This window comes from Nocardia shimofusensis NBRC 100134, from assembly GCF_001613125.1.
Taxonomy (GTDB): domain Bacteria; phylum Actinomycetota; class Actinomycetes; order Mycobacteriales; family Mycobacteriaceae; genus Nocardia; species Nocardia shimofusensis.
This window is the reverse complement of the sequence record NZ_BDBT01000003.1, coordinates 23,974-49,725: the sequence shown is the minus strand read 5'-3', so window position 1 is coordinate 49,725 and position 25,752 is coordinate 23,974. Positions and strand designations below refer to the sequence as shown.

Genomic DNA, 25,752 nt, shown 5'->3' with positions numbered 1-25,752 from the left:
CTCACTCTCGCTCAGCGCCCGAGACATGAACGGTCAAGGGCGGAAAACCATTGAAGGACACCGACGAATAGCTCGCGGTATATGCGCCGGTGTCGAGGATCTGGATGCGATCACCGGCTCGCAACGTGGTCGGCAGAAGGACCCGCGTGCGTTGATACAGTACATCGTCGCCGTCGCAGGTAGGACCGGCCACCACAGCCTCGTCGACGGGGTCTCCGTCGCGTTCGGTGACGAAGCGGTAGGCGATGTACTCGTTCTCCGTCTCGGCCATGCCGTTGTAGCGGCCGATGTCGAGATAGACCCAGCGACGTCCGTCCGGCGCGATGCGCACCGCGACGACTTCGGCGTGGATGGTGCCCGCGTTGCCGACCAGCGCCCGCCCCGGCTCGACGACCAGGGTGGCGGTGGCGGGCAGGCAGCGCAGGGCGGTCTCGGTGATCACGGCGGCGATCTCGCCGAGGTCCGGCGCGGCGTCGGCGTAGGCGATCGGCAGCCCGCCGCCGATGTTCACCGAAGTGACCGAAATCTCTTTGTCGGCCAGTGCTTTCGCGATCTGCCCGGCCTGCTCGATGCCGATCCGCCACGCGTTCGGGTCCAGTTGCTGGGAGCCCACGTGGAAGTACGGCCCGGCCGGGGACAGCCCGAGGTCGCGGGCGCGCACCAGCAACCGCAGCGCCTCCTCGGGCGCGCAGCCGAACTTGGTGCCGAAAGGCGTGCGCGACTGTGGGGCCGAGGCCAGGAAACGGCACTCCACCTGCGAACCCGGCGCGTGCTCGGCGATGCGCAGCAGGTCCTCCTCGGTGTCGAAGGCGAAGCGGCGCACCCCGTCGGCGTACGCGCGCGCGATGTCGGCGGCCTTCTTGACCGTGTTGCCGTAGCAGAGCTTGTCCGCTGCCACGCCCAGCCCGAGGCACAGCGCGATCTCGCCGATGCTGGCCACGTCGAATTCCGCGCCCTCGTCGTCCAGCAGCCGGATGAGCTCCGGCACCGGGCTCGCCTTCACCGCGTACCGGATGCGCGCATCGCCGGGCACACGGCCGGCGACCGCGGCATCGAGTGCGCGGAAATTCCGGCGGACACGCTCCGGGTGGATGACAAGGTACGGAGATTCGGGCATAGTTGATCTTTCGCGTGGGCACTTTCGCGTGGGCAGCAGCGCAGAGAGTATCAGCGGCCCCGACCGGGAAACGAATCCGCGGCAACCGCTCGCCGGGCCGTCTCGGTTCACGGTCCGCACCCGGCGGGCAACCGGTTCCGCGGTCAGCCCGCCACTACCGTGACCTCGTCGAATACGACCTCGCCCGCCGCATCCGAGGCTTCCAGATCCACCACCGCGCGCACCGCCCAGCCGTGATCGCCCGCCGGGTCGTCGAGTGTCTGGCGCACATCCCAGAAGCCGGTGCGCTGCTCGACCTGGAACAGCCTCGGGCCGCGGGCGTTCTGATCGGTGCCGATGCTGTCGTACTCGGCGAAGTACGGTTCCAGCGCGCTCTCCCAGTCCGGTCCGGTGCCGCGTTGGTCCAGCTCGTCCAGTTCGTCCCAGCGCCTGCGCGCGGCCAGCTCCACGCGCCGGAACATCGCATTGCGCACCAGCACCCGGAAGGAGCGCTCGTTGGCGGTGATCGGGCGGACGGTCTCCGCGCCGAAGGCGACCTGGTCGGCGTCGGCCTCGGCGCCGGGATTGGTGAGCTGTTCCCATTCGTCGAGCAGGCTCGAGTCCACCTGCCGGATGAGTTCGCCGAGCCACTCGACGATGTCATCGAGTTCCTCGGTGCGCGCCGAATCCGGCACGGTGCGGCGCAGCGCGCGATAGGCGTCGGCCAGGTAGCGCAGCACCACTCCCTCGGAGCGAGCCAGCTCGTAGTAGGAGATCAGTTCGGCGAAGGTCATGGCGCGCTCGATCATGTCGCGCACCACCGACTTCGGGGCGGGGGCGAACTCCGACACCCAGGGGTGTCCGGCGCGGTAGGTCTCGTAGGCGGGCTCGATCAGCTCGGCCAGCGGCTTGGGCCAGGTCACCTCTTCCAGCAGTTCCATCCGCTGGTCGTAATCGATGCCGTCTGCTTTCATCTCCGCGACCGCTTCGCCGCGCGCCTTGTGCTGCTGGGCCATCACCAGCTGGCGCGGGTCCTCGAGCGTCGACTCGATCAGCGAGATGACATCGAGGGTGTAGGTGGGCGAGTCCTTGTCGAGCAGGTCGAGGGCGGCCAGGGCGAACGGGGACAGCGGCTGGTCGAGGGCGAAATCGCGCTGCAGGTCCACGGTCAGCCGGGCGTAGCGGCCCTGAGCGTCGGGTTCGTCGAGTTGCTGCACTACGCCGGCGTCGCGCAGGGCACGGTACAGGCGCACCGCGCGGACGATGTGCCTGCGCTGGGCCGGGCGCGGTTCGTGATTGTCCTCGAGCAGATGGCGCATCGCCTGGAAGCAGTTTCCGGGCCGGGCGATCACGTTCAGCAGCATGGCGTTGGTGACTTTGAAGCGCGACACCATCGGTTCGGGGGTGGCAGCCACGAGCCGGTCGAAGGTCTCCTCGCTCCAGGAGACGAATCCCTCCGGCGGTTTGCGCCGCTGCACCTTGCGTTGCTTCTTCGGATCGTCGCCCGCCTTGGCCAGCAGTCGCGCGTTCTCCACCTCGTGTTCGGGAGCCTGCACGACGACCGAGCCGACGGTGTCGTAGCCCGCGCGGCCCGCGCGTCCGGCGATCTGGTGGAATTCGCGCGCGTTCAGACGCCGGGTGCGCACACCGTCGTATTTCGTCAGACCGGTCAGCAGCACGGTGCGGATCGGCACATTGATGCCCACGCCGAGCGTGTCGGTGCCGCACACCACCTTCAGCAGCCCGTCCTGGGCCAGCTTCTCCACCAGTCTGCGGTATTTGGGCAGCATGCCCGCGTGATGCACGCCGATGCCGTGGCGGATCAGTCGCGACAGCGTCTTGCCGAAGCCGGCGGCGAACCGGAATTCGCCCAGGGCGGCCGCGATCGCGTCCTTCTCGGCCCGGGTGGCGAAATTGACGCTGGTGAGCGCTTGGGCCCGCTCGAGCGCGGCGGCCTGGGTGAAGTGCACGACGTAGACCGGTGCCTGATGGGTGGTGACCAGTTCCTCGAGCGTCTCGGTGATCGGCGTCCTGACATACGAGAAATGCAGCGGCACCGGACGTTCGGCACCCGCCACGATCGCGGTCTCCCGGCCGGTGCGCCGCCGCAGATCCTCGGCGAAGAAATCGACTGTGCCCAGAGTCGCCGACATCAGCAGGAACTGCGCGCGCGGCAACTCCAGCAGCGGTACCTGCCAGGCCCAACCGCGATCCGGATCGGCGTAGAAATGGAACTCGTCCATCACGACCTGACCGAGGTCGGCGTCCGGCCCCTGCCGCAATGCCAGATTCGCCAGGATCTCCGCGGTCGCGCAGATGATCGGCGCGTCGGCGTTGACCGAGGCGTCGCCGGTCACCATGCCGACATTGTCCGCGCCGAACACCTCGCACAACGCGAAGAACTTCTCGCTCACCAGCGCCTTGATCGGTGCGGTGTAGTAGCTGCGGATGCCCTGGGTGAGCGCGAACAGGTGGGCGGCGACCGCGACCAGGGACTTACCGGAACCGGTGGGCGTCGCGAGAATGACGTTGGCGCCGGAGGCGAGCTCGAGCACCGCCTCGTCCTGGGCCGGATACAGTGGCGTGCCCTGCTCGGCGGCCCACATGCCGAACGACTCGTACAGCGCGTCGGCGTCGGTCCCTGGAATGTCGAGCAGCTCGGTCAGATCCACTCCGAGCAGCTTACGGATCAGTCCTCGTCACCGTCGTAACCGGCCTGCTCGGCCAGGAAACGTTCGAACTCCGCACCCAGCTCCTCGCCGCTGGGCAGATCCTGCTCGGCGGCCAGCAGGCTGGACTGGCGCTCCTGGGCCGTCACGAAGCTGTCGTACTGACGCTCGAGCGCCTGCACGACGGTCTCCACCTCGGGATTGCCCGCGATGTGCTCGTTGACCTGCTCGAGCACCCGGGCCGCGGACTCGCCCAGGGCGGCCAGCGGCAACTCCAGCCCGGCGTTGCCCGCGACGTTCTCCAGCAAGGTCTGTGCCGCCGCCGGGTAGGCGGTCTGGGCCAGATAGTGCGGAACGTGCACGGAGAATCCGAGCGATTCGTGCCCGTGCTGGGCCAGCCGGTACTCCAGCAGCGACGACGCGCTGCCGGGCACCTGCAGCTCACCCGGCCAGCGCTGGTGCTCGCCGATCAGCGCGCTGTCGGAGGCATGCGCGGTGACGCTCAGCGGGCGGGTGTGCGGGATGGCCATCGGGATCGCGCTCAGACCGATGCTGCGGCGCACCCCGAGTTGCTCGGCGAGCAGCCGGACGGCGGTGGTGAACTTCTCCCAGCGCAGATCCGGTTCCACACCGGACAGCAGCAGGAACGGCGTGCCTGTGGTATCGCGCAGCGCCCACAGATTCAGTTCCGGCTCGGCGTAGTCGGAGAAGTGATCGTTCTTGAACGTCATCAGCGGCCGGCGCGATCGGTAGTCGAGCAGCTCGTCCACGTCGAACGAGGCGACCAGTTCGCTCTCCAGGCTCTCGCGCAGGTGTGTGGTCGCCAGCCGCACGGCGTGGCCCGCGTCGGTGAACCCTTCGAGCCCGTGCACGAGAACCGGGCCCGAGCCGTCGGCCGACGACAGCTGCGGAGCGGGAAACTCCAGTTCGTACATTCGCGACTCGTAATCCATCGCGTACTCCTTCCTGCGCGTTCCTTCACCACGGTTGCCCGGGCGCTCCTGCCGTACCCGGATGGCGTGGCGGGGAACCGGTGTCCATTGTCCCTCATCGCGGCGACACACACCGAACGTGATCGGGACTGCGACCCATTGGGATGAACCAACGTCCGCGCCGTACCCGGCATTCCCGTCGGCTCCCCGACAGGGGTGATTACCGGATCGGGGCCGCGGCGCGCAACCTCGCCTGCGCCGCAGGCCGGTTGCCGGTCGGCGTGGCATCGCCAGGGGCGAGCGGGGGTGCGGCACAGTGGGCGGGTGATCATGGTGCTTGGCAATCGTCGGCTTCGCGGTCGTGGCCGGTCGTCGGTCCTGACACTCGCGGTCGGCATGGCGATGCTGACAGGGTGCGGGTCCACCGTCGACGGCGCGCCGGTCGCCGTCGAGCGCGCCACGGTAGGTGAGCGCAACGACGCCCAACTGGTCTCGTTGCTCCCCGATCCCGCGCAGTTCCCCGATCGCTACCCCGCCGTCGTGCTGCCCCCGGACGCCGCCGCCCAAGCGGCGGGCGACCTCGACGGGGTCGCCCGTGGCGCCCAGGTGGATCCCGCGGACTGCGCGCCACCGGAGCAGCAGTACGGCCCCGACCACACCGCGGTGGCGGTCGGCACCTCGGAGGAGAACCGCGCGACGCTCACCGTCGAACTCGTGCGCACCGCAATCCCGCTGTCGTCGCTGGCCGAACAGGTGCGTCGCTGCGGCGAGATCCGCGTGACGGGCGTCGGGCCGACGACGACCGTGACGACGACGCTCGGCACGGCCCCGGCCGTGGACGCGGACGACTCGCTGTCGCTGCAACGCGTCGTAGCGCCCGATGTGGGCGGGGTCGGTCTGACACAACGGATGCGTACGTACGTCGCCCAGGTCGGCGATGTGCGGGTACTGGTCACCTACATGATCTTCGGCGACGGGCCGCAGGACGACGCGGCGCTGGAAGAACTGTTCGCCACGGCGGTGGACAAGGTCGCCGCCGGCTAGACGGACTCGCTTGCCCAGCGGTTGTCCACAGCCGGGCGGTTATCCACAGGCTCGACAAAAGCCCAGGTCGCGGCGCGCGGCGCAGTGGGGTGTGCGGGCAGTCTCGGCGGCATGACCAGCACACCACTGAATCCCGCCGGTGACGCCGCGTCGCGCACCGGTTCGTCCGTGCCGTCGAGCAGGCGGCCCGCGGTCCCGTGCGCCGGTGCGCCGGGGCCGGTGGACACCGCGCTTCATCCGGTGCAGTCCCGGCCACGAGACGGTTCGGCGTCGGAATCGAGGTCGGTGCCGGGGTCGGTCTCGTCTCGGTTCCCGGCACCGGTCCCGAAATCGACTCCGGCTCCGGCGTCGGCACCGGCTCCGGCACCAGCCCCGAAGTCGGCTCCGGCACTCGCGTCGGCGTCGGCTCCGGCTCCGGCCCCCGCCTCGGCGTCGGCTCCGGCCCCCGCGTCGGTACCGGCTCCGGCTCAGGGTCTGGCTCCGGTACCGGCGTCGGCGTCGGCTCCGGCCCCCGCGTCAGCGTCGGCTCCGGCTCCCACGTCGGCGTCGGCTCCGGCCGCCGAGTCGGCGCCCGCGTCGGCGTCGGAACCGGAATCTGTGCCGGCCTCGGTACCGATTCCGCCGAAGACCGGCTCCGGCGTCCGTGGCCCGCGTTCCGCCGGCCTGCGTGGCGGGGTATGTGTGCGGCCCACGGTCCTGTCCTCGCGTCGGCCGCGCCCGGAGCGCGAATCCGATGGCGCGCCCGGCGGGCCACAGGTCCCCGCTCAGTCGTCGCAGGGGGTGTCCCCCGGGGGCATCTCTCCGACGGCGAGCCGGTCGGATGGGCGGTCCGGCGAGGCGCCTGAGCAGGAGCGATTCACGCGCTCGGCTCCGTGGTGGGTCGGTGTGCCGCCGACCGACGACTCGCTGCCGGATCCGCTCGCGGGTGTGGTGTTGCCGCCGCCGGTCGACGTCACCACCGAATGCGGTGAGGCGGCGCCGCGCTACGGGGCGAGCGGTCCCGAACAGCGGCTGCGGCTCGACGCGGTGGGGGAGCTGATCGCGGCGCTGCCCGCGCTGGTCGGGTTCTTCCCACAACGGTCCCTCGTGGTGGCGGTGCTCGGGCCCGAGGCGGCGCTGGCGGGGGTCGCCGAGATCCGATCGGTGGTCCGATTCGACCTCGAACCCGGCGAGGGCCGCGTCGCCGAGGCCGCCGCGAGGTATGCCGCGTGCACGGTGAATATCGCCACGACCTCGCAGAGCAGGGATGTGCTGGCGGTGATGGTCGACGATCGGCTCGTCACGCCGGCCGTCTCGGAGGCCACCGCGGGTTTTTCCGGGACGCGCTTGATGAGCCGGGTGGTGCGGTGCTTCGAGCGCGAAGGACTGCGTGTCGGCGGGGCCTGGGCGACCCGCGGCATCGCCGCCGGAATGCCGTGGTGGAACCTGTCCGGATCGCCGCGAGTGGGCAAATTGCCCGACCCCGCCGCCTCGGCGGTGGCGCTGGCGAACGTGCTGGAAGGCCGGGCGATCCTGCCCTCACGGGACGAACTGGTCGCCTTGCTCGAGCCCGACGAGGAATTGCGCGCGAACGTCGCCGCACGGATCGGCTCGGTCGCCACTCGGGCGCGGACCGGATTCGTCCGGGCGCTGCGCTGCGGCGACGTGCTCGGATATCGCAGGCGTGCACTGGAAGGCGTGCTCCAGCAGATCGCGGCGATGGAATCGGGAACGATCCCGGATGCGGAGGAGATCGCCGCCGCGCTCGTCACGCTGCGCGAACGAGCGGTCCGTGACGCGCTTTTCGGATTGGCTGTCGGCGATCACGCGGACGCGGCGGAGCGATTGTGGATGCGGCTGGCTCGCGCTTGCACCGGTCCCGACCGCGCCGATCCGGCCACGCTGGTGGCCTACAGCGCCTACGTGCGCGGCGACGGGCCCTTCGCGGGCATCGCGCTCGAGGTCGCGCTGCGCGCCGACCCGACGCACGCGATGGCCGTCCTGCTCGACACCGCCCTGCGGGCGGGGATGCGGCCGAGTCATCTGCGCAAGCTGGCGCGCAGCGGGTACGACACGGCCGCCTGCCTCGGCGTCGATCTGGGGCCGATGAGGCGGTGAGCGCCCCGGCGGCTCAGCGGGCGCTGTGCGCGCGTGAACCGAGCGAACGCAGGAAACCCCAGGCGTCGGAGACGATCTCGTCGAGATCGGTGTGCTGGGGCTTCCAGCCGAGGTCGGTGATCGCGCGCTCGCTGGAGGCGATCAGCACCGCCGGGTCGCCCGCCCGGCGCGGCGCGTCCTGCACGGCGATCGGCAGTCCGGTGACCCGTTGGCATGCCGATATGACCTCGCGCACCGAAAAACCCGTGCCGCTGCCCAAGTTGTAGATGCGGTGGGAGCCGGGCTCGGAGGTGGTCAGCGCGAGCAGATGCGCGTCGGCCAGGTCCCTGATGTGGATGTAGTCGCGGATCGCGGTGCCGTCCGGGGTCGGCCAGTCGGTGCCGAACACCGAGATCGCGGGCCGGTGCCCGAGCGCCACCTGCAGCACCAAGGGGATGAGATGGGTTTCCACCACCCGGTTCTCGCCGAGACCGCCGTAGGCGCCCGCGACATTGAAATAGCGCAGGCTGGTCGCGGCCAGCCCGTGCGCGACGGCGTAGGAGGAGATGGCGTGATCGATGGCGAGTTTGGTCGCACCGTAGGGATTGGTGGGGCGCGTCGGGGCGTCCTCGGTGATCGGCACCTGCTCCGGCTCGCCGTACACCGCGGCGGTCGAGGAGAACACCAGCCGCGGGGTACCGGTCCGGCGGATCGCCTCGAGCAGCGACAGAGTGGTCACCACATTGCCGTGCCAGTACTGTTCCGGCCGCTGCACCGACTCGCCGACCAGCGATTGCGCAGCGAAATGCAGCACACCGTCGAAGGTCTCGGCGGCCAGCAGATCGGCGCCGGCCTCGGCGACATCGCCTTCGACGAAACGCGCCCCGGTGGGCACACCCTCGGCGTTCCCGGTCGACAGATCGTCGACGACCACGACCTCGTGGCCGTCTTCCACCAATACCTGGGCGCAGACGCCGCCGACGTAGCCCGCGCCACCCGTCACGAGAAGTTTCATGTATCAGGCCAGCTTCACCTGGACGGCGTGCGCCATCTCGTCGGACAGTTCGAATTCCGAGTGACCGGGCACCGTGATGATCACCGCGCCGGGCCTGGACTCGACGGTCACCCGAGCGTCGGGAACCACGCCCGCCTCGCGCAGTCGGCCGATCACCTCGGGGTCGTTCTGGATGTGCTCGGCGAGACGGCGGACCACCACTGCCTGACCGAGGCCGTGCGGCAGATCGGAGAGCCGGATCAACTGCTCCTCGTAGTGCCGGGGCGCGGCGATGCCGAGTTCGTCGAGACCGGGGATGGGGTTGCCGTAAGGAGAGGTGGTCGGGTGATTGAGCACCTCGACGAGACGACGTTCGACGTCCTCGCTCATCACGTGCTCCCAGCGGCACGCCTCGGCGTGCACGTTCTGCCAGTCCAAGCCGATGATGTCGACCAGCAACCGCTCGGCGAGCCGGTGTTTGCGCATGACCGCGACTGCCATGCTGCGGCCCTTGTCGGTCAACTCCAGGTGCCGGTCGCCTGCCACGAGCAGGAGCCCGTCACGTTCCATCCGCGCCACGGTCTGGCTGACGGTCGGCCCGCTCTGCTCGAGGCGCTCGGCGATGCGTGCGCGCAGCGGCACGACGCCTTCCTCCTCGAGGTCGTAGATGGTACGGAGATACATCTCCGTGGTGTCGACCAGATCCTTCACCAGTTACCCCTTCGTCTGCACGAATTCTACCCAGGCACGGCGGTACACACGGTTACCGGCTCATTCGAACACGCCGCAACGGGGACCTTGTCGGCGCACGGCCTGTCGCCGCGTGCGCTCATGCCATATTTCTACTGCATGACAACGGCGGACGGGGTCCGTCCCTTCCCGCGTACCGTTGCGCCCATGGCCACTGCATCCTCGGCGCCGCCTCCCGGTCACGCCGCACCGGCAGATACCGGCACCGTCGTCTGGTCGGACCGGTTCCTGGACTACACCTGGACACCGCGGCACCCGATGAAACCCGCGCGCCTGAAACTGACGATGGCGCTGGCCCGCAGCCTGGGAATACTCGACGGCGTGGAGACTCTCGAGCCGGCCGAGTGCGGACGCGGGGAACTGCTGCGCATCCACACCGCCGACTACATCGAAGCCGTCGAGCACGCGATACAGCCGCCGGGGGAGCCCGTCTCACCGCCCTACGGACTCGGCTCGGCGGACAACCCGGTGTTCCCGGGAATGCACCAGGCGGCCTCGGTGATCGTGGGCGGCACGCTGGCGGCCGCGCGGGCGATCGCCGAGGGGCGCACCCGCCGGGCGGTGAGCATCGGCGGGGGCATGCATCACGCCATGCCGTCCTCGGCGGCGGGCTTCTGCATCTACAACGATGCGGCTGTGGCGATTTCGTGGCTACTCGATCACGGCTACGACCGCATCGCCTACATCGACGTCGACGTCCACCACGGTGACGGCGTGCAGCGCGCCTTCTACACCGACCCGCGCGTGCTGACGATCTCGATCCATCAGCATCCGGCGACCCTGTGGCCCAACACCGGCTGGCCCGACGAAGCGGGTCTCGGCGCGGCGGAGGGCACCGCCGTCAATCTGGCGCTGCTGCCGGGGACCAGGGATGCGCAGTGGCTGCGCGGATTCCATGCCGTCGTGCCCGGCGCGATCGCGGCGTTCCGGCCGCAGATCATCATCAGCCAGTGCGGCGCGGACACCCATCGGGAAGACCCGCTGGCCGATCTCGAACTGACCGTGGACGGCCAGCGCGCGGCGATTCTGGCGATGCGCGAGCTGGCCGACCGCTACGCCGAGGGCCGCTGGCTGGCACTCGGCGGCGGCGGGTACGGGCTCGTGCGGGTGGTGCCGCGCGCGTGGACGCATCTGCTGGCCGCGGCGCTGGGTCGCGACGTGGACCCGGCGACGCCGATCCCGGCCTCGTGGACGGATCTGGTGCGCGCCGCCGCGCCCGCGGTCGAGCCGCCGAGCACGATGGGCGACGGCGGCGACAGCGCATATCGTCCGTGGGACGGGCCGGGCGGCACGGTCGAGACCGGGGACGCCCGCGTCGACCGAGCACAACGTTCGGTCGATTCCGCAGTACTCGCCACCCGCCGCGCGAGTTTCGCGCTACTCGGACTGGACCCGGAGGATCCCCGTGACTGACCCGACCCCTGACACCCTCGCCGGGGCGAGCACCGCGGACACATCGCCCGACACCGAGGCACCGGCCATCGCCCCGCCGCAACACTGGTTCGCCGATGTGCTGGCCTCCGACGGCGGTGTGGTGCGATTGCGGCCGATCGTCCCCGACGACGCCGACAGGATGCAGGCCTTCCACACCGCGCTGTCCGATCGCACCAGATACCTGCGCTACTTCGGCCCGTACCCGCGGATCTCACCGAAGGATCTGCACCGCACCACCCACGTCGACTACCGCGATCGCGTCGGGCTGGTCGCCGAACTGGGCGACGCGATCATCGCGGTGGGCCGCTACGAACTCATCGACCGGCCGGGTCCGCGCGCGGCCGAGGTGGCCTTCGTCGTCGCCGACGAACATCAGGGGCGCGGTCTGGGATCGATCCTGCTCGAGCATCTGGCGGGCGCGGCGGCGGAGAACCGGATCCAGACCTTCGTCGCGGAAGTCCTCGCCGAGAACTTCGCCATGGTGACCGTCTTCCGGGAAGCCGGCTACCAGGTCGAACGCAGCCGCGACGGCACTGTGCTACATCTCGAGTTCGCCATCGACCCGACCGAGGCGCTGGTCTCGGTGCGCGATGCGCGTGAGCGGGCCTCCGAGGCACGTAGCGTCGGCAATCTGCTCGCGCCGCGGTCGATCGCGGTGATCGGCGCGACGCCGGGGACCGGTCGGGTCGGCGGTGCGGTGCTGGCCAACCTGCTGTCCGGCAGCTTCCAGGGGCCGGTGTTCCCGGTCAACCCGAATCGCAGATCGGTACGGGGTGTGCGGGCCTACGCCACGGTGCGCGAGATTCCCGACGAGGTCGACCTCGCGGTGGTGGCGGTGCCCGCGCAGGAGATCGACTCGGTGCTCGACGACTGTCTCGCCAAGGGCGTCAAAGGGCTGGTGGTGCTGACCGCCGGGTTCGCCGAGACCGGTCCCGAGGGGCTGGCCGCCGAACGCGAACTCGTGGCCGCCGCGCGCGGGCACGGTATGCGGGTGGTCGGGCCGAGCGCGCTGGGCATCGCGAACAACGATCCGGCCGTCGCGATGAACGCGACGTTGGCCTCGGTACTGCCGCCGCGTGGGCGCATCGGCTTCTTCTGTCAGTCCGGGCCGCTGGGCGTGGCGATCCTCGGTGAGGCCGCGGCGCGGAATCTGGGGCTGTCGACGTTCGCCTCGGCGGGCAATCGCGCCGACGTGTCGGGCAACGACCTGCTGCAGTACTGGGACACCGACCCGGCCACCGATGTGGTGCTGCTGTATCTGGAGAGTTTCGGCAATCCGCGCAAGTTCTCGCGGATCGCGCGTCGTGTCGCGCGTACCAAACCGATCGTGGCGGTGAGCAGCGGACGTTCGGTGCGCACGCGGCGGCCGGGCGGTGACATCGACCGATCCATCGTGCGCGACCTGTTCGCCCAGGCAGGCATCGTGCAGGTCGACTCCATCTCCGAACTGTTCGACTGCGCGGCGATGCTCGGGTATCAGCCGCTGCCCCGCGGGCCGCGCCTGGCGGTGATCTCCAACAGCACCGCGTTGAGCTGGCTGGCCGTCGACGCGGCACGCGGCGAAGGGCTCGAGGTCGCCGAACCGGTGAACGTGGGACCGCACGCCACACCCGGCGCCTACCTAGACGCGGTGGTCGAGGCGCTGCGCGACGATGCCTGCGATGCGCTGATCGTGGTGTTCGCGCCGCCGGTGCCGGTGCCGATGGCCAGTTTCGCCGATGCCATCCGTGCGGCTTCGGCGGCGGTCCCTGAGGCGGGCAAGCCCATCCTCACGACCTTCGTCGCCGAACAGGGCCTGCCGAATCTGCTCTCGGTGCGCGGCCGCAACGGCATGGCGGTCCGTGGTTCGATCCCGTCCTATCCCGATCCGGAACGGGCCGCCCGGGCGCTGGCTCGGGTCCACCGCTACGCCCGGTGGCGCGACCGGCCTGCCTCGACGGTGGTTCGTCCGGACGGCATCGACGCCGACCGGGCGGCGGCGTTGGTGGCGACGTGGATGGCCGAATCGGGCGGGCGCAGACTGACCGATCTGGAAGTGGTGGAACTGCTCAACTGCTACGGCATTCCGGTCGTCGAGTTCCGCGAGGTCCGCGACGCGGACGCGGCGGTGGCGGCGGCCGAGGAACTCGGCTATCCGGTGGCGGCCAAGGCGACCGGTGAAATATGGCGCAAGCGAGCCGATCTCAGCGGTGTGCGGTTGGACCTGTGGCGCCCGGAGGCGGTGCGTCAGGCCTATCTCGACCTGGTACGGATGTGTGGCGACCCGGTCCTGCACATCCAGCGGATGGCGACCAAGGGCGTCGGTTGCATACTGCGGGTGCAGGACGATCCGTCGTTCGGGTCGGTGATCGAATTCGGGCTGTCCGGGCTGATCATCGAAATGCTCGGCGACCGGGCCTACCGTGCGCTGCCGCTCACCGAGTCCGAAGCGGCCGCGTTGATCGACGCACCCCGTGCCGCCCCGCTGCTGTCCGGCACTCCGGCCAGCCCGCGCGTGGACAAGGGCGCGCTCGTGGAACTGGCACAACGGATTTCGGCGCTGTTCGACGATCTACCCGAGATGCGTGAACTGGCATTCGATCCGGTGCTGGCATCGCCGACCTCGGCCGAAATCCTCTACGCCCGCGGGCGTATCGGTCCCGAACCGAGCCGATTCGACGAAGGCCCGCGCAGGCTGGCATGAGTGCCGAAGCATGAGTGCCGAAGATCGCGTAGCAGGGATGCCGTCCGGATGATCCGGACACTGCAGCCGGTTGCGAATCGGTCGCTTCCGGATGCTCGGCGTTAACAGCGCAGGTGCAGGCCGCGATCTATGGTGGGATTCGACGCGTGCCGGAGAAGGGGACGCGGTCCCCGCCAGGAAGGTCGTACCTATGAATGCTCGTCGTCTCGCCGGACTGATCGCGCTCGCCTGCCTCACCGCGGCAGGCTGCTCGGTGAACATCGGCTCGAGCACGCCCACCGTCGAGGAAACCGACCTGGAACGCTCCGTCACGCAGACGCTGGCCGATCAGGTCGGGCAGGAGCCCGAGAACGTCGACTGCCCCGACGATCTGAAGGGCGAGGTCGGCGCCGTCATGGAGTGCAGCCTGACCGCCGACGGCGTCACCCGCACCATGACGGTGACCGTCACCTCGGTGGAGGGGGACACGGTCAACTACGACATCGAGGTCGACGCGACCTGATCGCCGCGCTCCGCCGTCCGGCCCTTCGATCACATCCGGTCGGTGAACAGCGAAAATGCCGGGTCGCTCCGCTGGAGCGACCCGGCATCGGTCTGTCGGCGGTGGGACCGTCTGTCAGCTCGCGTAGGCGCGCAGCCGGTCCGCCCGCTCGCCCTTGCGCAACTTGGACATGACCTCTCGCTCGATCTGGCGCACCCGCTCGCGGGAGAGACCGAACAGCTTGCCGATCTGATCGAGGGTGCGCGGCTGGCCGTCGTCCAGTCCGAAGCGCAGCCGGATGACCTGCTGTTCACGCTCGTCGAGGGTGGACAGCACGCTGCGCACGTCGTGGTGCAGCAGACCGGCGATCACCGCGGACTCGGCCGAGGTGGCCTCGGAATCCTCGATGAAATCGCCGAGCGGGGCCTCTTCGTCGTTGCCGACCGGCATGTCCAGGCTCACCGGGTCACGACTGTGGTCGAGCAGGTCGGCGATCTTCTCCACGGGGATGCCCGACTCGGCGGACAATTCTGCGTCGGTGGCCTCTCGGCCCAGCTGCTGGTGCAATTCCCGCTTGATCCGAGCGAGCTTGTTGACCTGCTCGACGAGATGGACCGGGAGCCGGATCGTGCGGCTCTGATCGGCCATGCCACGGGTGATCGCCTGGCGGATCCACCAGGTCGCGTAGGTGGAGAACTTGAAGCCCTTGGCGTAGTCGAACTTCTCCATAGCCCGGATCAGGCCGAGGTTGCCCTCCTGGATCAGGTCGAGCAGCGGCATGCCGCGACCGGTGTAGCGCTTGGCGAGGGAGACCACGAGCCGCAGATTGGCTTCGAGCAGGTGCGAGCGGGCGGCCTGGCCGTCGCGCACGAGGAAGGCGAGATCCTTCTTCTTCGCGGCCGAAAGGCGCTTGCCCGTCTCCAGCAGGTGCTGAGCGTAGAGGCCCGCCTCGATGCGCTTGGCCAGCTCGACCTCGTCGGCAGCCGTCAGCAGCGCCGTGCGGCCGATCCCGTTGAGGTACACACGTACCAGGTCGGCAGCAGGGCTCTGGGCGTCGAGGTCGGAATCGCTGGGGCGCACACGAGTGGTGGCGGGGCTGGTCATGACTTGCCTCCTGTCGGTGGTGTCTCATCCGATCAACGGACCCGACAAAGAGAAAGTTCCCCGCTCCCAGTGTGATAAACAGCTCTGAGCTGCGGGTTTTCGCGCAGCATCTGAGAAGTTCCTGAGAACGCCCGATCGGGAACCCACGCCGGAGTCCGGTGCCTGCGCCGCCGCCGGCGGGCCGTGACGGCCGCGGTTGTTCCCGTACGGCCGTCAGGAAACCGGCCGGACGAGACCGTGCCGCACGAGACCGCAGACCACGGACAACGCATCGGCGGCCAAATCCGCGGATACCTCGTCCGCACCACGGGCGAGCGCGAGGAGTTCGACCACGTCGTACAACGGCAGACCGTCCGGTCGCATTCCCGCGACCAAGGAGATGGTCGCCTCGTCCACTTCGTGCTGCCAGCGGGGGCCGTCGCCGCGGTGCAGGCGCGCGATGCATTCGTGCCAGCCGTCCGCGCCGGGCAGGCTGACCCGCTCGAGCGCGGTGTTCGCGTCGACCTCGAAGCGCGAGGACCAGGCGACGCCCGGGTCGGCGGCGACGGCGCGCAGCCAGGCCGACCGCTCGAAGTACCGGGTCGCCTCATCACCGAGCGGATCGTCGAACCCGTGCGTGAGTTCCTCGGCGAGCAGTTCGCTGGGGCCGTCGATGGCGCGCAGATAGACGAACCCGAAACCGATGCCCTCGACCTCGGCGGCGGTGAAAGCGTCGAGCCACTGCTCGGCGCGGGCCTGCGCGGCCGGATCGCGCGGGTCCGAACCCGCGTCACGCAACCAGGTGCCGACATAGAGGGCGGGATCGGCGACATCGCGCTGCACGATCCAGGCGTCGACACCGTGGTCGGGCAGCCAGGACGAGACCCGCGAACGCCAGTCCTCGCCCTCGGCGTGCACCCAGGCCGACAGCATCGCGGCGGTGCCGCCGGGAGCGAGCAGGTCCGCCGCCCGGGAGATCACCAGTTCGCTGGCGCCGTCGAGCGCCAGCCCCGAATCGCGGTAGGTGTGTTCGATCCGGGCGGGGCCGACCACGAACGGCGGGTTCGCGACCACCTGGTCGAACCGGCGCCCGGCCACGGGGTCGAACCACGATCCCTCGAGCAGTTCGATGTCGAGCCCGTTCAGCGCCGCGGTGGCCTCGGCCAGCCACAGGGCGCGTGGGTTCACATCGGTGCCGGTGACCGCGTTCGCGTAGGAGGCGGCGTGCACCGCCTGCACGCCGCAGCCGGTGCCCAGGTCGAGTACCGTGCCGACCGGCCGGGTCGGGGTGGCTCGCAACAGCGACAGCGAGGCGTGGCCGACGCCGAGCACATGGTCCTCGGCGAGGGTGCGCCGACGCATCGAGTCGTCGAGGTCGGACAGGATCCAGCGGTTGCCCGAGCCCGCGTCCAACGGCCGTAGGTCCAGTGCCGCCCTGACCTCGTCGCCGTCGCGCTCGAGTAGGCCGGCGGCGACTGCCCGGTCGAGGTCGAGCGGAGCCAGCGCGGCGGCGACCTCGCGCGCGGGCATTCCGTCGCCCAGCAACAGCAGCCTGATCAGGGTGCCGAGGTCACCGGCGTCGCGCGCGGCGCGGCGCACCGGTACCGGCTCGGAACGGCCGAGCGCGGCGTGCACGTCGGGGCCGAGCACGTCGAGCAGGGTGTCGGCGTCGTAACGCACCCGGGTCAGCGCCGAGCGCAGATCCGGGCACAGCGCGGTGAGCAGGGAACCGGTGGTCGTTCGGTCGGTGTGCACAGCGGTAACTCTGCCACCGCCGTGCGAGCGCTCCCGGAGGGGCCGGGTACCAGTCGGAGACGGCGCGCTGGTCTGCACCGAATCGATCAGCCGCCGGTGTCGCCGCCGCGGACGGGCAGCTTGCGGGAGATCGCGCGCCGGAGTTCAGACGCCGTCCGGGTCGCGGGCGGTCACGCAGTACGCCACGCCCGCCGGGTCGTGCAGCACGATCCAGTGTTCGAAGCGCGCGACCACGCGAGCGCCGAGGGATTCGTGCCAAGTGGCGGTCGCCTGGATATCGCTGGACGACAGATCGATGTGTGCGCCTGTCGGCCGGTCCTCGTCCAGGCGTTGCAGCAGCAGCGACACCGGCATGGGCGCGCCGGCGCGCAGGCGGGAGAACTCGGGGCGCCTGCCCGTGGTGTGCGCCCATCCGGTCAAATCCCGCCAGAAGGCGCTTTCGCGGGGGTGATCACTCGTGCCGATGTCCACGCAGATCTGGTCCAGCCGGGAACGGGTGCTGTCGGGGGCGTCGACCGCAGGGGCGGGCGTGCCGGCCTCGGGCGCGGCGGGGGTGAGGCAGAACAGCAGACCGCCGGGGGAGCGCAGAACCGTGTAGTCGGGATGGTCGGCGACCGGGACGGCGCCCAGGGCCAGGGCTGCGCTCCGCGCGGCGGGGATGTCCTCGACATCGAGATCGAGGTGGGTGCCGCCGGCGCCGCCGACCGACTGCATCTTGATCGCCGCGCTCGTACCGTGGGCCGGGCCGGGCAGCAAGGTGAGGAACTCGGCGTGCTCACCGCGCCGGGGCGAGGGCGTGGTGCCGGTGATGGTGGACCAGAACCGCAGACAGGATTCGAACCGGTCCTCGGGACGATCGATGAACGTCCAGACCCATCGAATCATGCGTGCGCCGGACTCAGCCGTCGATGGCGTCGTGCGTGCGCGCCTCGAGCGCGGGGCGCGGCCGGTCCCAGCGGCTGGGCTCGTCGCGGCGGCGCGGCGGGCGGTCGTTGGCGATGAGCACCGCCACCCACGGCAGCGGAATGGACGCGCCGATGATGAGCAGCGAGATCAGCGCGCTACCCCAGAGGCTGTAGGCGACCGCGGCCAGGATCAGCGCCGGGATGCGGATCGCCATCAGGATCGTGTAGCGGCGCACCCGCGAGCGATGCTGATCCTCCAGCGACGGCGCGGCCTCGGTGATGAGCGCGGCACGGCGGTGTTCGTTGCCCGGGAAGTCGCCTTTCGGGAAATAGCCCTTGGATCGGGAAGAAGCCGCCGAGGTGTCGCGGCGATCGCCGCGGCCGCCGTCGGCGTCGGGAGCGTCGCCGTGCTGCTGCATACCTACGAGTCTTGCACTCCGGGCTTGTCCGCGACACCCCGAGGTCGGATCGACCCGGTGCGCGTCGGCCGTGGTGGTCGCGCCTCGCGGGATTCGTGCCGGGCGGTGGTGTTGTGCCGGGCGGGCGGCCATGCGGCATCATGGATGCCGTGAGTACCGATACCCTGGCTCGCCCGGATACGAGCACCGACGAGACGACGGGCGACGATGTCCCCAAGTTCTTCCACTATGTGAAGAAGAACAAGATCGCCGAGAGCGCTGTCATGGGCACCATGGTGGTCGCGCTGTGCGGCGAGGTCTTCCCGGTGACCCGCTCGCCCAAGCCCGGTTCGCCGGTGTGCCCGGACTGCAAGAAGGTCTACGAGACCCTGCGCAAGGGCGGCGACTGACCGTCGCGGTCCCTCAGCCCGCGCTGGGGAGCGACCTCGTCGGCTCGTCGCCCCGCGTGGCCGGGCCGACAGCGACCTCGTCCGCCGCCCGCCCGGTGATCGCGTCGGAGGTCCGGCTGTTCGTGACGTCCGGTGCGCACTCGCCCGGTTCGTCGCTGCGCCGCGAGCCGTCGACGTCCGCCGATTCACTGTCGGCCTCGCTGGGGATCGCCCAGCCGCGCTCGTCCTGCGTCGGGCCGCTGTCCCCGCGCACCTGATTGCTCAGCCACTCCCGCATCTGCTCGAGACGGGTGGCGCGCGCGGGCCAGAACTCCTGCACCGTGGCGTTGAACTCCGCGCCGAGCACCACCGCGAAGCCCAGGAAGAACGTGAACAGCAGAAAGGCGATGGGGGTGGCCAGCGCGCCGTAGCTGACGCCCGTCCCGGTGATCCAGGACAGGTAGCGTCGCAGCCCTTCGCTGGCCGTCATGAAGAACACACCCGCCACCAGTGCCCCGCCGAAGAGCCGATGCCACGGCAGCGACTTGTGCAGCGCCGACTTGTACAACGTGGTCAGACCCACGATCAGCAGTAGTCCGACCGCCGGGTAGTAGAACGAGTCGATCAGTCGCAGGCCCGGTTCGCGCCAGGAACCCGGCAGGATCCGCCCGATCAGCTGAGGTCCCAGCGCCACCAGCGGCAGGATGAACACCGCGGCGATCAGGAATTGCACGTACAGCAGCAGCGCGTACACCCGCTGCCACACCGGGTGCCTGGCGTCCTGCTGATCGTGGGCCTCCACGATGGCGTCGACGAAGGTCGCCATCGCCGAGGAACCCGCCCACAGCGACAACACGAAGCCGAACGAGACCACCGCGCCGCGCCCCTGCCCGAGCACATCGGTCACGGTCGGCTCGATGAGTTCGGTTACCACCGCTTCGCTGAACAGATCCCGGCTGAAGGCAAGGATCTTCGATTCGACGATCTCGACGGTGTCGGGCCCGAACCAGCCGCCCACATAGCCGAGGCTGCCGAGCAGCCCCAGCAGTAGCGGCGCCAGGGACAAGGTTTGCCAGAACGCCGCTGTCGCCGCCTTGGCGAAGATCGAATCGCCCCACGCCTTGACCGCCACCCGGACCGCCACTCTGCGCGTCTGCCTGCCCGCGTGCCGGAGCCGGGTGCTGAGGCGTCCGGCCCCCGGTGTGGGCGCGCCCGCACCGCCGCCGTGGACCTCCGGGGTCACAGCGAGTGCTTCGGATAGCGGGCTGTCGTCGTTCATGGTGCTTACAGCATCCCGCACTCGGTGCCGGTGCGCCGGGCCACGGTGGTTCCGTGTCGGTGGCAGGCGGTGCGTCCGCGCGGGTCTGTGACGCTCGTCGCAGGCCGGCGCGAATCGCTGTGACGCTGCCGAGTCGGTTTGGCGAGTCGCCGCCGCGGGCCGCTACTGTCATTGCCGTGACAGGTTCGGAAGGTGGCGCGGCGAGGAGTTCGGGTGGTGGCTCCCTCCGCGCATGGCAGCGACGAGCCCTGACCAAGTACCTGGCCACCAAGCCGCGCGACTTCCTCGCGGTGGCTACCCCCGGGGCCGGTAAGACCACCTTCGCCCTGCGGGTCGCCGCGGAGTTGCTGGCTGATCGCACGGTGGATCAGGTGACCGTGGTCGCGCCCACCGAGCACCTCAAGCATCAGTGGGCGGCCTCCGCGGTGCGCAACGGCATCCAGCTCGACTCGCGCTTCTCCAACTCCACGGGCGGCACCTCCGGCGACTACCACGGCGTCGTCGTCACCTACGCACAGGTCGCCGCCCATCCCACTCGGCACCGGGTGCGCACCGAGAACCGCCGCACGCTGGTGATCCTCGACGAGATCCACCATGCGGGCGATGCCAAGAGCTGGGGCGAGGCGACGGCCGAGGCGTTCGGCGACGCGACCCGCAGGCTGGCGCTGACCGGTACGCCGTTCCGCTCCGACGACAGCCAGATCCCTTTCGTCACCTACGAACCCGACGAATCCGGGTTCCCGAAATCGCGCGCCGACCACACCTACGGCTATGCCGAGGCGTTGGCCGACGGCGTCGTGCGCCCGGTGGTGTTCCTGGCCTACTCCGGTGACGCGCACTGGCGCGACAGTGCGGGGGAGGAGCACTCCGCGCGTCTGGGCGAGCCGCTCAGCCCCGAACAGACCGCCCGAGCCTGGCGCACCGCCCTCGATCCGGCGGGTGACTGGATCTCCGCGGTCCTGCGCGCCGCCGACATCCGGCTGCGGCAGAAACGCGAATCCGGCATGGCCGACGCGGGTGGTCTGGTGATCGCCACCGATCAGGAACGCGCCCGCGACTACGCCGAATTGCTCGAACACATCAGCGGGACCAAACCCACCCTCGTGCTGTCCGACGACCCGAGCTCGTCCAAACGCATCGCCGAGTTCAGCGAGAGCACCACGCCGTGGATGGTCGCGGTGCGCATGGTGTCCGAGGGCGTCGACGTACCGCGCCTGGCCGTCGGTGTCTACGCGACCAGCGCGGCGACCCCGCTGTACTTCGCGCAGGCGATCGGCCGGTTCGTGCGTGCCCGGCGGCAGGGGGAGACCGCCAGTGTGTTCCTGCCGTCGGTGCCGGTGCTGCTCGACCTGGCCGCGCAGCTGGAACTGCAACGTGACCATGTCATCGGCAAGCCGCACCGGGAGAAGAACGGCCTCGACGACGAACTGCTCATCGACGCGGCCAAGCAGAAGGACGAGCCGGGCGAGGAGGAGCGCAAGTTCGTCGCTCTGGCCGCCGACGCCGAACTCGACCAGGTGATCTACGACGGTGACTCGTTCGGCACCGCCACCTTCGCGGGCAGCGACGAGGAGGCCGACTACCTGGGCATCCCCGGCCTGCTCGACGCCGACCAGATGCGCGCCCTGCTCCGCGAGCGTCAGTCCAAGCAGGTCGCCGAACGCTCGGCCCTGTCGGCGCCGCAGCCGGTCGCGGGCCCCGCCGTCGCCGCGGCGACCGAGCGGGTCGCCACCGCCGATCGACTGGGCGAGTTGCGCCGCGAGCTCAACAGCCTGGTCGCCATGCACCACCACCGCACCGGCAAACCGCACGGCGTCATCCACGGCGAGTTGCGGCGCGAATGCGGTGGTCCGCCGACGGCATTGGCCTCCGCCGAGCAGTTGCACGACCGGATCGCCGCTCTGCGTCGTCGGTGATCACGACCCGCAGATGCGCCCCGCGCGGTGAGCGAGTGCCGAACCGAGGTTCCGGAGCGGCGGCGCAGGGTCGCTGGCAGGTGGCTCGTAGCGCAGGAAAATCCCGTGTCTGGGCTGGTCAGCTCGACGGCCAGGCGGTCAGCGCGCAGTCGACGGCGGCATCGAGTTCCTCCGGCGCCGCGCCGTCCCTGGCCTGGACGGACAGGCCGTAGAGGACCGTGGTGTAGAAGCGCGCCAGTGCGGCGGTGTCGGTCCCGGCGGGTAGATCACCGTCGCGGATTCCGCGTTCGAGCCGCTGCCTGATGTCCTCGTTCGTCTGTCGGCGTTTATCCGACAGGAAGTCGCGGACACCGGAATTGCGTGTCGTGTATGCCGATCCGGCGAGCACGACCATGCAACCGTGGGGCACGTCCGCGCGGGTGTAGACGCGGACGTTGTCGCGCAGCATCGTCTCGACGGCGGCCCGCGCGGTCTGCTGCTCACTCAGGGCGCGGGCGGTGTAACTGCCGAATGTGCTGCCGTACAACTCGATCGCGGCCCGGAAGAGAGCCTCCTTGTCGCCGAAGGCGGCGTAGAGGCTGGGCGAGTTGATGCCCATCGCGGCGGTCAGGTCGCTCATCGAGGTGGCCTCGTAGCCGTGTTCCCAGAACACCTCCATGGCCCGACGCAGCGCCTCGGTCCGGTCGAAGGCGCGGGGACGTCCACGGTTGGCCACGCCGAGCTCCTTTCTGTACCGACCGACTGAAGATACCGCTTGACTCAGCGGCACCTCATGAGATCAGATACTTTTGTAGTGATCGATACAAAAATAAGAAAGGGTCGGCGATGGCAGGTCTCGAAGGTAAGAAGGCGCTGGTCACCGGGGGGAGTCGAGGAATAGGGGCGCAGATCGCCCGCCAGTTGGCGGCCGAGGGCGCCGACGTGGCGGTGACCTACCGCAACGGCGAGTCGGCCGCCGCCGCGGTCGTCGGCGAGATCCGAGCGCTGGGCAGGCGCGCCGCGGCCATCCGCGCCGACAGCGCCGATGCCGCGGCGGTGGTATCCGCCGTGCACCGGACCGCCGACGAGTTCGGCGGGCTCGATGTCCTGGTCAACAACGCGGGCATCTTTCCGAGCAAGCCCTTCGAGGAGTTCACCCTCGACGAGGTGGACGAGGCGCTGAACGTGCACGCGCGCGCCGCCTTCGTAGCCGCGCAGGCCGCACTGAAGCACATGGGCGCGGGTGGCCGGATCATCGGCATCGGCACCAATCTCACCGATCACGCCCCCTTCGGCGGGCTGTCGCTCTACAACCTCAGCAAGTCCGCTCTCAACGGCTTCACCAGGGCGCTCGCCCGTGAACTCGGCCCGCGCGGCATCACCGTCAACCTGGTGCAGCCCGGCGCGACCGACACCGACATGAATCCGGCCGCCGGCGATCACGCGTCCGCGCAGGTCGGGCTCACCGCGCTCGGCCGGTTCGGTTCCACCGCCGACATCGCCGCCGCGGTGGCCTTCCTCGCCGGTGAATCGGGCCGCAGCATCACCGGCGCCGTGCTCACCGTCGACAGCGGCACCAATGCCTGATCGGCCTCACCGGGCCGGCTCGAAGTAGCCGGTCGGGTCGATCGCGTGCAGCGGTATCCATCGCGGCGGCGGAGCATCCACGTTCGCCTCGAGGGGGTCCGCATCGAAGTAGCCTCGCAACTCCAATGCCAGCCGCGGATTCTCGTCGACGCGGCGGGCGAGGGAGTACAGCACGGCGAAGACGTGCAGGCAGTACGCCGTGCGGGCCGAGCAGGAACAGTCGGTGCTGCTCAGAACGGGCGCGAGGGCGATACCCGCGTCGATCAGCGCGCGATGGGTGTCATCGGTGAGTTGTCCGGGGTCGGAGACGATCTCGGCGATCGCCGAGACGATCGTGCGCGGCATCGGTTCGACTTCGAGATGGCTGACCGACGCCTGCCCGCCGCGGTGGATGTGCGCGCGCACGATCCTGCCCTCGATCTCGAGGCCGACCCCGTGGTTGCGCGCGATACTGCGGGCGCGGGGCAGCAGCGGTTCGGGGCGCGTGCGGTGCAGCGGCTCGGCCAGGCGCACCCAATCCATGCCCCATGCGGTGTAGCCGAATTCGTTGTCCGCCATCAGTTTCCCCGCTTCCGTCGCAGAATCTCGATCAGTTGCTCGTCGTCGAGCTTCGCCAGCGCGGCCACCGCGGAGGCGCCGGACAGGTCGGTCAGCGCCGATTTGCGGTCGTGCATCCCCGCGATGTGTTCCTCCACGGTGGTGTCCGAGGTCAACGTGGTGACGGTGACGGTGCGGGTCTGACCGATCCGATGGACCCGATCGGAAGCCTGTGCCTCCACCGCCGGATTCCACCAGCGGTCGTAGTGGATGACGTCGGCGGCGCGGGTCAGCGTCAGGCCGGTGCCCGCGGCGCGCAAGCTCAGTACCAGTACCGGCGGGCCGTCCTCGGACTGGAAGTCCGCGACGATGCGAGCGCGCTCGGCCTGGTTCAGGCCGCCGTGGAAGAACGGTGCGGTGACCGCGAACTGTTCGGCCAGATGCCGGACGAGCAGTTCGCCGGTCTGCCGGTACTGCGTGAAGACGAGGGTGGGCGAGCCGGTCGCCAGGTTGGCGGCGACGATGTCGGTGCACAGGTCGAATTTGCCGCTGCGCCCGCCGAGTTCGATCAGGTCGCCGGTGATCAGGCCGGGGTGGTTGCAGACCTGTTTGAGTGCGGTGAGCGCGGCGAGCACGCGGCTCTGTCGTTGCGCGCCGTCGCCGAAGCCGTCGTCCACGGCCCGCGCCAGCAGATCGTCGTAGAGCCGTTGCTGTTCCTCGGTGAGATCGCAGCGCAGGTCCACCTGGATCTTGGCGGGCAGCGCGGCGGCGACCTGGCCTTTGGTCCTGGCCAGCAGGACCGGTTCGACGGCGGCCCGCAACCGGGCGGGCGCGCTCGGCGATCCCTCCTCGATGGGGCGGACGAAGCGCCGACGGAACTGGGTGCGGTGCGCGAACAGTCGCGGCGCGACCAGATGCAGCAGCGCCCACAGCTCGTCGAGCCGATTCTCCACGGGGGTGCCGGTGAGGGCGACGCGCGCTTCGGCGGTGAGCGAGCGAGCCGCCTTCGCCACCTGCGTGCGGGGATTCTTCAGTGCCTGCGCCTCGTCGAAGATCAGACTGCGCCACCGCGCCGGGGCCAGTCGCTCGCCGTGCAGGCGCAGCGTCGGGTAGCCGGCCACCACGACCGTGCCCGGCTCGGTGTCCAGGTCACCGCCTCGCCAGGCGCGCGGCCGGAGACCGGGCGCGAACCGTTCGATCTCGTGCACCCAGTTGCCCACCAGCGAGGTCGGACAGACCACCAGCTGCGGTCCGTCGGCGCGGCCGAGCAGGAAACCGATGGCCTGCACCGTCTTTCCCAGCCCCATCTCGTCGGCGAGGATCGCGCCGCCGTGGGCCTCGACGGTCTCGCGGAGCCAGCCCACCCCGCGCGCCTGATAGCCGCGCAGGTCCGCGCGCAGGGCGCCGATGAGTTCGGCGGTGACGGCCTCGGTGGTGGCCAGCGCCCGCAATGCCGTGGCGGGGGCGAGCACCGACTCGCCCACGGCGTCGGGGATCGCGTGTGCGGCCAAGGGAATCGTCGGCGCGGGCGTGGCCCCGCGCACTACGTTCTGCCAGGCGAGCAGCGAGGGAGTGGCCGATATGGACGAGATCTCGGAAAGTTCGTGCGGGGTGATCAGAGCGCAGTCGACCTCGGTCACCTCCAGCCGGTCACCGACGGGAACGACCAAGGGGATGCGCTCGGTAGTGCCCAGTTCGGCGGGGGCGCCGCCGGGTGCGCGGCCGGACCAGGTCCACAGCGCGAACAGGTGCCGATCGGGGAGGT

General features: G+C 70.1%; 22 protein-coding genes. 8 read left to right on the top strand and 14 right to left on the bottom strand.

Annotation, left to right across the window (positions count from 1 at the left end; all coding sequences use genetic code 11):
* Window position 1: 1 nt before the first annotated feature.
* The 3 genes from NS3_RS03975 to NS3_RS03965 form a co-directional block, all read right to left on the bottom strand.
* Window positions 2–1,117: a type III PLP-dependent enzyme gene (locus NS3_RS03975; protein ID WP_067853726.1), complete on the bottom strand. Its 1,116-nt coding sequence runs from the start codon at window positions 1,115–1,117 to the stop codon at window positions 2–4.
* A 143-nt stretch (window positions 1,118–1,260) separates the two neighbouring features.
* Window positions 1,261–3,768 carry a DEAD/DEAH box helicase gene (locus tag NS3_RS03970; protein ID WP_067853723.1) on the bottom strand — a complete coding sequence of 836 codons (2,508 nt, stop codon included), beginning with the start codon at window positions 3,766–3,768 and terminating at the stop codon, window positions 1,261–1,263.
* Between the two features lie 17 nt (window positions 3,769–3,785).
* Window positions 3,786–4,718, bottom strand: coding sequence for a proteasome assembly chaperone family protein (locus NS3_RS03965; protein WP_067853720.1), 933 nt, complete (start codon window positions 4,716–4,718; stop codon window positions 3,786–3,788).
* A 375-nt stretch (window positions 4,719–5,093) separates the two neighbouring features.
* On the opposite strand from NS3_RS03965, the gene NS3_RS03960 reads away from it, so the two are divergent.
* Window positions 5,094–5,741: a sensor domain-containing protein gene (locus NS3_RS03960; protein WP_157101159.1), complete on the top strand. Its 648-nt coding sequence runs from the start codon at window positions 5,094–5,096 to the stop codon at window positions 5,739–5,741.
* 467 nt (window positions 5,742–6,208) lie between these two features.
* Here NS3_RS03960 and NS3_RS29680 read toward each other — a convergent pair whose 3' ends face one another.
* Window positions 6,209–6,433, bottom strand: coding sequence for a hypothetical protein (locus tag NS3_RS29680; RefSeq protein ID WP_067853714.1), 225 nt, complete (start codon window positions 6,431–6,433; stop codon window positions 6,209–6,211).
* Window positions 6,434–6,626: 193 nt separating this feature from the next.
* Here NS3_RS29680 and NS3_RS03945 point away from each other — a divergent pair, with 193 nt between their 5' ends.
* On the top strand, window positions 6,627–7,838 hold the full coding sequence (locus NS3_RS03945) for a DUF4192 domain-containing protein (RefSeq protein ID WP_067853711.1): 1,212 nt from the start codon (window positions 6,627–6,629) through the stop codon (window positions 7,836–7,838).
* A gap of 13 nt (window positions 7,839–7,851) precedes the next feature.
* Here NS3_RS03945 and galE read toward each other — a convergent pair whose 3' ends face one another.
* Together galE and NS3_RS03935 are read right to left on the bottom strand one after the other, a co-directional pair.
* The gene (gene galE, locus NS3_RS03940; protein WP_067853708.1) at window positions 7,852–8,832 is read right to left on the bottom strand and encodes a UDP-glucose 4-epimerase GalE; all 981 of its coding nucleotides are present in this window, start codon (window positions 8,830–8,832) and stop codon (window positions 7,852–7,854) included.
* Between the two features lie 3 nt (window positions 8,833–8,835).
* The gene (locus NS3_RS03935) at window positions 8,836–9,522 is read right to left on the bottom strand and encodes an iron-dependent transcriptional repressor DtxR (protein WP_067853706.1); all 687 of its coding nucleotides are present in this window, start codon (window positions 9,520–9,522) and stop codon (window positions 8,836–8,838) included.
* A 186-nt stretch (window positions 9,523–9,708) separates the two neighbouring features.
* Here NS3_RS03935 and NS3_RS03930 point away from each other — a divergent pair, with 186 nt between their 5' ends.
* From NS3_RS03930 to NS3_RS03920, 3 genes are all read left to right on the top strand, one after another.
* The gene (locus NS3_RS03930) at window positions 9,709–10,974 is read left to right on the top strand and encodes an acetoin utilization protein AcuC (protein ID WP_067853703.1); all 1,266 of its coding nucleotides are present in this window, start codon (window positions 9,709–9,711) and stop codon (window positions 10,972–10,974) included.
* Window positions 10,967–13,678, top strand: a complete 2,712-nt coding sequence (locus tag NS3_RS03925; RefSeq protein ID WP_084495020.1) for a bifunctional acetate--CoA ligase family protein/GNAT family N-acetyltransferase — start codon at window positions 10,967–10,969, stop codon at window positions 13,676–13,678. The genes NS3_RS03930 and NS3_RS03925 overlap by 8 nt, the downstream gene beginning before the upstream one ends.
* Window positions 13,679–13,868: 190 nt before the next feature.
* Entirely contained in the window at window positions 13,869–14,180 is a 312-nt protein-coding gene (locus NS3_RS03920) for a DUF4333 domain-containing protein (protein ID WP_067853699.1), read from the top strand.
* A 114-nt stretch (window positions 14,181–14,294) separates the two neighbouring features.
* Here NS3_RS03920 and NS3_RS03915 read toward each other — a convergent pair whose 3' ends face one another.
* From NS3_RS03915 to NS3_RS03900, 4 genes are all read right to left on the bottom strand, one after another.
* Window positions 14,295–15,263, bottom strand: a complete 969-nt coding sequence (locus tag NS3_RS03915) for a sigma-70 family RNA polymerase sigma factor (protein ID WP_067853696.1) — start codon at window positions 15,261–15,263, stop codon at window positions 14,295–14,297.
* A 213-nt stretch (window positions 15,264–15,476) separates the two neighbouring features.
* Window positions 15,477–16,997, bottom strand: coding sequence for a DUF7782 domain-containing protein (locus NS3_RS03910; RefSeq protein WP_067853693.1), 1,521 nt, complete (start codon window positions 16,995–16,997; stop codon window positions 15,477–15,479).
* 144 nt (window positions 16,998–17,141) lie between these two features.
* Window positions 17,142–17,882 carry a VOC family protein gene (locus NS3_RS03905; RefSeq protein WP_067853689.1) on the bottom strand — a complete coding sequence of 247 codons (741 nt, stop codon included), beginning with the start codon at window positions 17,880–17,882 and terminating at the stop codon, window positions 17,142–17,144.
* Window positions 17,883–17,895: 13 nt separating this feature from the next.
* A complete protein-coding gene (locus tag NS3_RS03900; protein ID WP_067853686.1) occupies window positions 17,896–18,321 on the bottom strand; it encodes a DUF3099 domain-containing protein in 426 nt (141 codons plus the stop codon).
* Between the two features lie 149 nt (window positions 18,322–18,470).
* Between NS3_RS03900 and NS3_RS03895 the strand changes: the two genes are divergently transcribed.
* Window positions 18,471–18,710, top strand: a complete 240-nt coding sequence (locus NS3_RS03895) for a DUF3039 domain-containing protein (RefSeq protein ID WP_067854479.1) — start codon at window positions 18,471–18,473, stop codon at window positions 18,708–18,710.
* 13 nt (window positions 18,711–18,723) lie between these two features.
* Here NS3_RS03895 and NS3_RS03890 read toward each other — a convergent pair whose 3' ends face one another.
* Window positions 18,724–19,968, bottom strand: a complete 1,245-nt coding sequence (locus NS3_RS03890) for a YihY/virulence factor BrkB family protein (protein WP_084495019.1) — start codon at window positions 19,966–19,968, stop codon at window positions 18,724–18,726.
* 176 nt (window positions 19,969–20,144) lie between these two features.
* Between NS3_RS03890 and NS3_RS03885 the strand changes: the two genes are divergently transcribed.
* A complete protein-coding gene (locus NS3_RS03885) occupies window positions 20,145–21,884 on the top strand; it encodes a DEAD/DEAH box helicase (RefSeq protein WP_067853684.1) in 1,740 nt (579 codons plus the stop codon).
* Window positions 21,885–22,002: 118 nt separating this feature from the next.
* Here the strand turns inward: NS3_RS03885 and NS3_RS03880 are convergent, their stop codons facing one another.
* Window positions 22,003–22,599 (bottom strand): TetR/AcrR family transcriptional regulator, encoded by a 597-nt coding sequence (locus tag NS3_RS03880; protein ID WP_067853681.1) that lies wholly within the window; start codon window positions 22,597–22,599, stop codon window positions 22,003–22,005.
* A gap of 110 nt (window positions 22,600–22,709) precedes the next feature.
* Between NS3_RS03880 and NS3_RS03875 the strand changes: the two genes are divergently transcribed.
* On the top strand, window positions 22,710–23,450 hold the full coding sequence (locus NS3_RS03875; protein WP_067853676.1) for an SDR family NAD(P)-dependent oxidoreductase: 741 nt from the start codon (window positions 22,710–22,712) through the stop codon (window positions 23,448–23,450).
* Between the two features lie 6 nt (window positions 23,451–23,456).
* On the opposite strand, the gene NS3_RS03870 is transcribed toward NS3_RS03875, so the two are convergent.
* Both NS3_RS03870 and NS3_RS03865 read right to left on the bottom strand, forming a co-directional pair.
* Entirely contained in the window at window positions 23,457–24,008 is a 552-nt protein-coding gene (locus NS3_RS03870; RefSeq protein WP_067853673.1) for a hypothetical protein, read from the bottom strand.
* A complete protein-coding gene (locus NS3_RS03865) occupies window positions 24,008–25,735 on the bottom strand; it encodes a DEAD/DEAH box helicase (RefSeq protein ID WP_067854473.1) in 1,728 nt (575 codons plus the stop codon). Before NS3_RS03865 ends, NS3_RS03870 begins: the two co-directional genes overlap by 1 nt.
* Window positions 25,736–25,752: the final 17 nt, after the last annotated feature.